Source organism: Parvibaculum sp., from assembly GCF_049672805.1.
Taxonomy (GTDB): Bacteria; Pseudomonadota; Alphaproteobacteria; order Parvibaculales; family Parvibaculaceae; genus Parvibaculum.
The window spans coordinates 1-7,944 of record NZ_JBATWS010000038.1 but is presented as its reverse complement, the minus strand read 5'-3'; the positions used below and the strand labels follow the sequence as shown (position 1 = coordinate 7,944).

Here is a 7,944-nt window from a genome sequence, read left to right as displayed (position 1 = left end):
CCTTGGCACCTTCGGCAAGCGCGGCGATGACGCGGCCGCCCCGCCGCGCGAAACGCGCCGCGCAAAGCGCCTGCGCGCGCGCGAGGAAGCAGAAGCAGAGGAGCGCGTCGAACCGGATTGGGATGATCGCCCTGCCCCGCAGGTCAATCGCGGCATCACGAAACCGATCAAACCCTCAAAGCGCGCCGTTCGCGAAGCGCAGCCGAAGCTGCCGCTCGAGCCGGTAAGCGACTACCAGCTTCCCCCGCTCAGCCTTCTCGCGCGCCCCAAGGGGCCGAGTGTTGCCGCACAACTCACCGACGAAGCGCTGCAACAGAATGCGCGCCTGCTCGAATCCGTGCTGGATGATTTCGGCATTCGCGGCGAGATCATCTCGGTGCGCCCCGGCCCTGTCGTCACGCTTTACGAACTGGAGCCTGCACCCGGCATCAAATCGTCACGCATCATCTCGCTTGCCGACGACATTGCGCGTTCCATGAGCGCCGTTTCCGCGCGTGTTGCCGTTGTGCCGGGCCGCAATGCCATCGGCATCGAACTGCCCAATGCAAAGCGCGACATGGTCTATCTACGCGAGCTCCTCGAGACGCAGGATTACGAGAACGCAAGCTCCCGCCTCACCCTCGCGCTTGGCAAGAATATCGGCGGCGAGCCCGTGCTTTCCGATCTCGCCCGTATGCCGCATCTGCTGATTGCGGGCACCACCGGCTCCGGCAAGTCGGTCGGCATCAACACCATGATCCTGTCGCTGCTTTACCGGCTCTCGCCGGATCAGTGCAAACTCATCATGATCGATCCGAAGATGCTGGAACTCTCCGTCTATGACGGCATCCCGCATCTCCTCGCTCCTGTCGTCACCGAACCCAAAAAGGCGGTCGTCGCCCTGAAATGGGTGGTGAAGGAGATGGAGGACCGCTATCGCAAGATGTCGAAAGTCGGTGTACGGAATATCGACGGCTACAACGCCCGCGTGACGGAAGCAAATGAACGCGGCGAAGTGCTGGTCCGCACCGTCCAGACCGGCTTCGACAAGGAAACGGGACAGGCGATCTATGAAGAGGAGGAGATGGATCTCTCCCCCATGCCCTTCATCGTCGTCATCGTGGACGAGATGGCCGATCTGATGATGGTGGCGGGCAAGGAGATCGAGGCCGCCGTGCAGCGCCTCGCCCAGATGGCGCGCGCGGCAGGCATCCACATCATCACCGCCACACAGCGCCCCAGCGTGGACGTCATCACCGGCACCATCAAGGCGAACTTCCCGACCCGTATTTCCTTTCAGGTCACCTCGAAGATCGACAGCCGCACCATTCTCGGCGAGCAGGGCGCAGAGCAGCTTCTCGGCCAGGGCGACATGCTCTACATGGCAGGCGGTGGCCGCATCCGCCGCGTGCATGGCCCCTTCGTTTCCGACGAGGAAGTCGAGAAGGTCGTGACCTTCCTGAAAAAGCAGGGCGTGCCCGAATATCTCGAAGCCATTACCGCCGAGGAAGAACAGGGCGAAGACCCCTTCGCACTGGATGGCGGCGGTTCGGGCGACGATCTTTATGACAAGGCCGTCGCCATTGTCGCCCGCGACAAGCGCGCCTCGACAAGCTACATCCAGCGCCGCCTGCAAATCGGCTATAACCGCGCCGCCCGCCTCATCGAATTGATGGAGGAGCAAGGCGTTGTCAGCCCGCCCAACCATCAGGGAAAGCGTGAGGTTCTTGTTGGAGATCACTGATAAAAGGGGTTTTTCCGATTAGTTACCCCCTTACCGTCGCCGCCAAAACGCCCTTCCGATCTCCTTATTTTGCCACAAAGGATGCCCATGCTTTCCCTCATGAAAGACCTTGAGCACATCCACCGTCAAAGACAGCGCATGCTGGTTGCCGTTGCACTGATCGGGCTTGGCCTGCTCTTTGTGACGATGCTGACGGCTGGAAGCCGCCCGGCAAGTGCGGAAGAAATTCTGGAGATCACTCCCGCCATTGAAACCGGCGATACCGCCCCTCAGGCGCTGACGGATGAGGAGGCGATTGCGCAGGCAAATGCCTATCTCGCCTCGCTCGAAAACATGCAGGGTGATTTCCTTCAGGTCGGGCCTGATGGCTCCGTCACCGAGGGTAAGTTCTATCTTCGCCGCCCGGGACGGATGCGCTTTGAATATAACGCGCCGGAAAACCTGCTCGTTGTCGCAGACGGCACATGGGTCGCCGTGAAGGACAGCGCCGCGCCCGCGCAGCGCTACCCCATCGCCTCCACGCCGCTCAGCCTCTTTCTCGCGCGCGACATCAACCTGTCGGAAAATGCCCGTGTGCTCGGTGTTGCAAGCCAGCCCGGCGCGCTGCTTATCACCATTGCGGACCGCTCAGGCGAGGCACCCGGCCAGATCACGCTGATTTTCGACCAGCCGCGCATGCAGCTTCGCCAATGGGTCGTAACGGATGCGCAAGGGCTTCAGACCACCGTTGCCCTGCGCAATGTCGAAACCGGTATCCGGGCCGACAACTCGCTTTTCGTGCTGCGAGACGCCCAGCGCCCGGAAATCGGCGGTCCGCGATAAGCCATCTGCCCGCGCCGCTGGCATAGCTCTCCCGCCTCCTCTATCCTCACAGGTAATCTCTTCGCCCGTCCCCGCCGCCTTGACCGGTGGCGAAGGACGCAGATACTTGTGACTCTGAATGACCCGAAAATCGCCCCCCCGAAAGTCACCTCGACGGCCCCTTATCGGCATCCCTTGCGATGTGAAAATGCTTGGCCCCCACCCGTTTCATGCGGTGGGAGAGAAATATATCGCCGCCGTGGACGGCGCAGCCGATTGCCAGCCGATCCTGCTTCCGGTGCCCCGTGAACCCTTTTCGGGCGTCGATGACTATCTCGAAGAAATCTTCGCGCTTTGCGACGGCATTTTCCTCACAGGCTCGCACTCGAATGTCCACCCCGACAATTATGGCGGCACCCCGCCCCGCGAAGGTGTGCTGAGCGACCGCCAGCGCGATGCGCTGACGCTCGACCTCATCCGCGCCTCGGTGGAGCGCGCCGTACCCCTCTTTGCCGTCTGCCGCGGCTTTCAGGAAATGAATGTCGCCTTTGGCGGCACGCTGCATCAGCACATCCATGAAGAGCCTTCCGATCCGGGCTATGCGCCGCGCATGGATCACCGCGAGAACAAGGAAGACCCGCTCGCCATTCAGTATGGCCCCGCCCATGAGGTGATGTTCACCGAAGGCAGCTTTTTCGAAAAACTGCTCGGCACACGGAAGATCGTGGTAAACTCACTCCACGGTCAGGGGATTGCCCGCAAGGCAGATCGCCTCATCGCGGAAGGACGCGCGATTGACGGCACGATAGAAGCCGTCACCGTTGAAGGCGCGAAATCATTTGCGCTTGGGGTGCAGTGGCATCCCGAATGGGAATATTGGAACAACCCGGACTCGCAAAAACTGTTCCGGGCCTTTGGAGACGCGGTGCGCCAGGCGGTCGCCGTGAACGCATGAAAAAGGAAAGTGTGGTGTCCCATGCAGGTGGGAAGCGATAAGGAAGATACGGTCACGAATGTCGAAGACCTCGTGAAGTGGCTGAAAGACCGCCGCATCACCGAAGTCGAATGCATGGTGTCGGATATGGCCGGCATCGCGCGGGGCAAGATCATCCCGACCCGCAAGTTCATTTCCGGCCTCTACGACCGTTCGCTGAAACTCCCTGAATCGATCTTCGGACAGACCGTGACAGGCGACTATGTTGACAGCGATTTCCTTGGCGACATCGAACCCGACATCATCCTTGATCCAGACCCTGCCACCGTGCGCGTTGTGCCCTGGTATGACGAGCCAACCGCACAAATCATCTGCGACGCGAATTACCGCGATGGCCGCCCCGTGCCGATTGCACCGCGCAACGTACTGCGCCGTGTGCTGGCACTCTTCGAGGAGAAGGGCTGGCAGCCTGTCGTCGCGCCGGAAATCGAGTTCTATCTCGCCGCAAAGAATATCGACCCCGACTATCCGCTGGAACCGCCTGTGGGCGCCAATGGCCGCCAGGAAACGGCACGCCAGTCCTATGGCATTGATGCGGTCAACGAGTTCGATCCGATCTTCGAGGACATGTATGATTTCTGCGAAGCGCAGAACCTCGACATCGACACGCTGATTCATGAATCAGGCGCGGCACAGGTCGAGATCAATTTCGATCATGGCGATCCGCTCGAAATCGCCGATCAGGCTTTCCTCTTCAAGCGCACCATGCGGCAGGCGGCACTGCGCCACGGCATCTATGCGACCTTCATGGCAAAGCCCTATCAGGGCGAGCCGGGCAGCGCGATGCATATTCACCAGTCAATCGTCAGTGCACAGACGGGTGACAATCTCTTTGCGACGAAGCAGGGCAAGGACACGAAACTGTTTCTCAGCTACATTGCGGGCCTTCAGAAATATCTGCCCGACGCGATGGCGCTGCTCGCGCCCAACGTCAATTCCTATCGCCGTATCGTGCGCGACCACGCCGCCCCCATTAACACGCATTGGGGCCATGAGAACCGCACCGTGGGCCTTCGCATACCCGAAGCAAAGCGTCAGGGTCGCCGCGTCGAAAACCGCGTGCCAGGTGCCGATGCGAACCCTTATCTCGCCATCGCGACCTCGCTCGCCTGCGGCTATATCGGCATGGTGAACGACCTCAAACCCACCAAGGAAATGACGGGCAATGCTTATGACAGCAAGCGCTATGCGCTGCCCCGCCACCTCCTTGAAGCGCTCGACAACCTGCGCACCGCGACGGAACTCAAGGCCATTCTCGGCGCGGATTTCGTGACGCTCTACATGGACGTGAAACTCACCGAACACGCCGCCTATCAACAGGTGATCTCGGCATGGGAACGCGAGCATCTGCTGCTGAACGTGTGATCCATGCGTGCCCTGCTGTGGACTGGTACTGTCTTCAATCTGGTACTTTTCCTGCCAGCGCTCTATTTCGTCGCTCTGTCTCTCCCTGCATTGGGTATGACGGATAGCCCGCCATACCTGACGTTGCTTTTCTTTTCGGCACTACCTGCGCTGTGCATGGTCTCACCAGGATTGGCGTGGAGGCAATTCGATCGATTTCGAAACGAGGCCGCCATCCTGTTGATACTTGTCCCCATAACGCTGGCGGGGGTTCTGGCCTATTTTCTCTTTCTCGGTTAGTGTGACCCCATGCTCAGTGACACCTTTCCACCTGCCGCACGGATGCGCCTCGCCAAGCGCGAACTGCTGATCCTCTGCGCGCGCATCGGCTACAATCCGTAAATCCGCTCCCCGCGCGCGTGAGCCCGCGCGCCTTTCCGCATATTTTTCATTCGGAACTTCGGAGCAGATTTTCCATGTCTCAGACCGCCATGATTTCAAACCAGACCAAACGCTGGCAGGAGATGGACGCCGCCCATCACCTCCACCCCTTCACCACGCATAAAGAACTCGCCGCCACGGGCGCGCGCGTCATCACCCGTGCGGAAGGCGTCTATCTCTATGACTCGGAAGGCAAGCGCATCATCGACGGCATGGCAGGCCTCTGGTGCGTGCAGGTCGGTTATGGCCGCGAGGAACTGGCGCAGGCGGGCTACAAGGCGCTGAAGGAGCTTTCCTACTACAACAGCTTCTTCCAGACGACGAACCCCTATGCGGCGGAACTCTCGCAAAAGCTCGCGGAAGTCTGTCCGAAAGGCATCGACCGCTTCTTCTTCGCCAATTCCGGCTCGGAAGGAAATGACAGCGCGGTCAAGACGATCCGCTATTTCTGGAACCTTCAGGGCAAGCCGAACAAGAAACTCTTCATCGCGCGCAAGAAGGCCTATCACGGCGTGACTATGGCCTCTGCGTCCCTCTCAGGCCTCACCCATATGCACCCGCAGGCGGACCTGCCGCTGCCGGGCTTCCATCATGTCGATTGCCCGGACTGGTATGCCGATGGCGGCGACATGACGCCGGAAGAATATGGCCAGAAAGCCGCCGCAAGCCTTGAGGCGAAGATCCGCGAACTCGGGGCTGAAAACGTGGCGGCCTTTGTCGCCGAGCCGGTGCAGGGTGCGGGCGGCCTCATCATTCCGCCCAAGGGCTACTGGCAGGAAATCCAGCGCATTTGCCGCGAATATGACGTGCTGCTCCATGTGGACGAAGTGATCTGTGGTTTCGGCCGCACAGGCCAGTGGTTCGGTTCCGACACATTCGGCATCGAGCCTGACATGATCAACATGGCAAAGGGCCTGTCCTCCGGCTATCAGCCCATCGCCGCGCTCGGCTTGGGCAAGCGTGTGGGTGATGTGATTTTCAATTCCGACGAGGAATGGTCTCACGGCTTCACCTATTCGGGCCATCCGGTTGCCTCCGCCGTGGCGCTCGCCAATCTGGAGCTGATGCAGAAGGAAAAGCTTGTCGAAAAGGCAGGCGGCGAGACGGGCGCCTATTTCCAGAAGAAGCTCGCCGAACTCGGCGATCACCCGCTTGTCGGCGAAACGCGGGGCGTCGGCCTTCTGGGCGCCATCGAACTCGTGAAGGACCGCAAGACGCGGGAGAAATTCCCCAATGTCGGCACCACGGGCACCCATTGCCGGAATCACTGCTTTGCCAATGGCCTCGTCATGCGCGCCATCGGCGACACAATGGTGCTGAGCCCGCCCCTCACCATCACAAAGGACGAGATCGACGAGCTGTTCGGCCTCGCGCGGCGCTGCATTGACCTGACCGCGAAGGATCTGGGCGTCATCTGAGCCTCTGCGTCGGTTTGACGCGGGGAGCCACGCAAAAGCGCGACGGCTAATTTCTTGAAAACAATAGACTTTCCGCCCGACCTCGCGCCGGGCGGATTGCTTTCATCTTTATGAAGGCGGGATATTGAAGCCGCGCGCGGCGAAACCTATCTACTCAATCATGAGGGCCGAGCATTAAGCCGCCCGGGTGACCTGCCCCCCGCTCACCCGATGCGGTGCTTGTAGCCCCCTTTGGCACCGGTCTTCCCCTCCCGGTGCCCTAGCGCTGATTGCGCGGTTGCGCCTCGCCTCCCCCCGGGCGGGGCGCAACTTTTTTGAGGTCCCTTTGGACCTTGCCGCCCGAAGCGACTAATCTCCCGTTTCCTTTCACGGTTTCCGAATCCATGTCCCGATTTTTCGACGATTCCGGCAGCAATGCCCCCATCGCCATATCCGACGCCGAGCTTGATGCGCTTGAGGCGGAAATCCCGATTCTGGCGGGCATCCGCCGTTTCGGCGAGGAAGCGGTGAACATGCCGTGGTTCTCGCGGCTGGGCCGCCCGCTCGATGCGGAGACCCGCGCTCTCGCCCGCTCCTGGCTTGATGGTCTGGGCTTCCCCGATGCAGAACCCGCGCGGCTGCGCGACTGGTCGGAAGCCGCCGACGCCGCCATGACGCTCGACATCGACCCCGCCCATTGGGAAGCCGAAGAAAGCCTGCGCGCCGGCCTCACCAGCGAGGCGCTCGAAATACTGAGCGAAGACGCACTCACCATCGCCATGACGCATGTCTCGGCCCTGCTGGGAGAACGCGTGCGGAGCGCGCTGGCGGAGGCAGCCGATTTCTGGGAAGTGGATGACGAGGAATTGCTGAACGCTGCTGCGGGTGCTGCCCTTCACGCCGCGCATGGCGCCGCGCTCTCCCTCAGTGCGGATGCCCCTTCCGATCACCCCTTCCGCCGCAAATTCGCGCTCTTTGCGCGGGGCCGCTGGCCCATCGGCATAGCGGGTCTCACCCTCAATCTTTTCTGACCGGCCCTGTGCCGCGCGCCTGCAACAACGGACGATGATGTGACTCTCAAGATTGCGACCTGGAATATCAATTCTGTTCGCCTACGGATTAATCTCGTTGAACGCCTGATCGCGGAAGAACAGCCTGATGTGCTTTGCCTTCAGGAAATCAAATGCGTGAACGATGCCTTCCCCATGAAGGCAGTCAGGCAGGCGGGCTATGAGCATGTCGCC

The 7,944-nt window shown here is 60.9% G+C and carries 7 protein-coding genes; all 7 read left to right on the top strand.

Annotated elements, in window-relative coordinates; translation table 11 throughout:
- Window positions 1–1,723 (top strand): DNA translocase FtsK (locus tag WBF74_RS01220; RefSeq protein ID WP_424434025.1); only part of this gene is annotated, 1,723 nt, incomplete at its 5' end.
- A gap of 87 nt (window positions 1,724–1,810) precedes the next feature.
- A complete protein-coding gene (locus tag WBF74_RS01215) occupies window positions 1,811–2,545 on the top strand; it encodes a LolA family protein (protein ID WP_424434023.1) in 735 nt (244 codons plus the stop codon).
- 187 nt (window positions 2,546–2,732) lie between these two features.
- Complete coding sequence (locus WBF74_RS01210) at window positions 2,733–3,479, top strand: gamma-glutamyl-gamma-aminobutyrate hydrolase family protein (protein WP_424434021.1); 747 nt, start codon at window positions 2,733–2,735, stop codon at window positions 3,477–3,479.
- 21 nt (window positions 3,480–3,500) lie between these two features.
- Window positions 3,501–4,883 carry a glutamine synthetase family protein gene (locus WBF74_RS01205; protein ID WP_424434019.1) on the top strand — a complete coding sequence of 461 codons (1,383 nt, stop codon included), beginning with the start codon at window positions 3,501–3,503 and terminating at the stop codon, window positions 4,881–4,883.
- A gap of 455 nt (window positions 4,884–5,338) precedes the next feature.
- Window positions 5,339–6,721 (top strand): aspartate aminotransferase family protein, encoded by a 1,383-nt coding sequence (locus WBF74_RS01200; protein ID WP_424434017.1) that lies wholly within the window; start codon window positions 5,339–5,341, stop codon window positions 6,719–6,721.
- 383 nt (window positions 6,722–7,104) lie between these two features.
- Entirely contained in the window at window positions 7,105–7,731 is a 627-nt protein-coding gene (locus WBF74_RS01195) for a hypothetical protein (RefSeq protein ID WP_424434015.1), read from the top strand.
- Window positions 7,732–7,770: 39 nt separating this feature from the next.
- On the top strand, window positions 7,771–7,944 hold a 174-nt coding region (locus tag WBF74_RS01190), incomplete at its 3' end, for an endonuclease/exonuclease/phosphatase family protein (protein WP_424434027.1).

What these genes read in the sequence shown, in the direction of transcription:
- WBF74_RS01215 (WP_424434023.1), top strand. Translation starts at nt 1,811, where the DNA reads ATGCTTTCCCTCATGAAAGACCTTGAGCACATCCACCGTCAAAGACAG.
- WBF74_RS01210 (WP_424434021.1), top strand. Translation starts at nt 2,733, where the DNA reads ATGCTTGGCCCCCACCCGTTTCATGCGGTGGGAGAGAAATATATCGCC.
- WBF74_RS01205 (WP_424434019.1), top strand. Translation starts at nt 3,501, where the DNA reads ATGCAGGTGGGAAGCGATAAGGAAGATACGGTCACGAATGTCGAAGAC.
- WBF74_RS01200 (WP_424434017.1), top strand. Translation starts at nt 5,339, where the DNA reads ATGTCTCAGACCGCCATGATTTCAAACCAGACCAAACGCTGGCAGGAG.
- WBF74_RS01195 (WP_424434015.1), top strand. Translation starts at nt 7,105, where the DNA reads ATGTCCCGATTTTTCGACGATTCCGGCAGCAATGCCCCCATCGCCATA.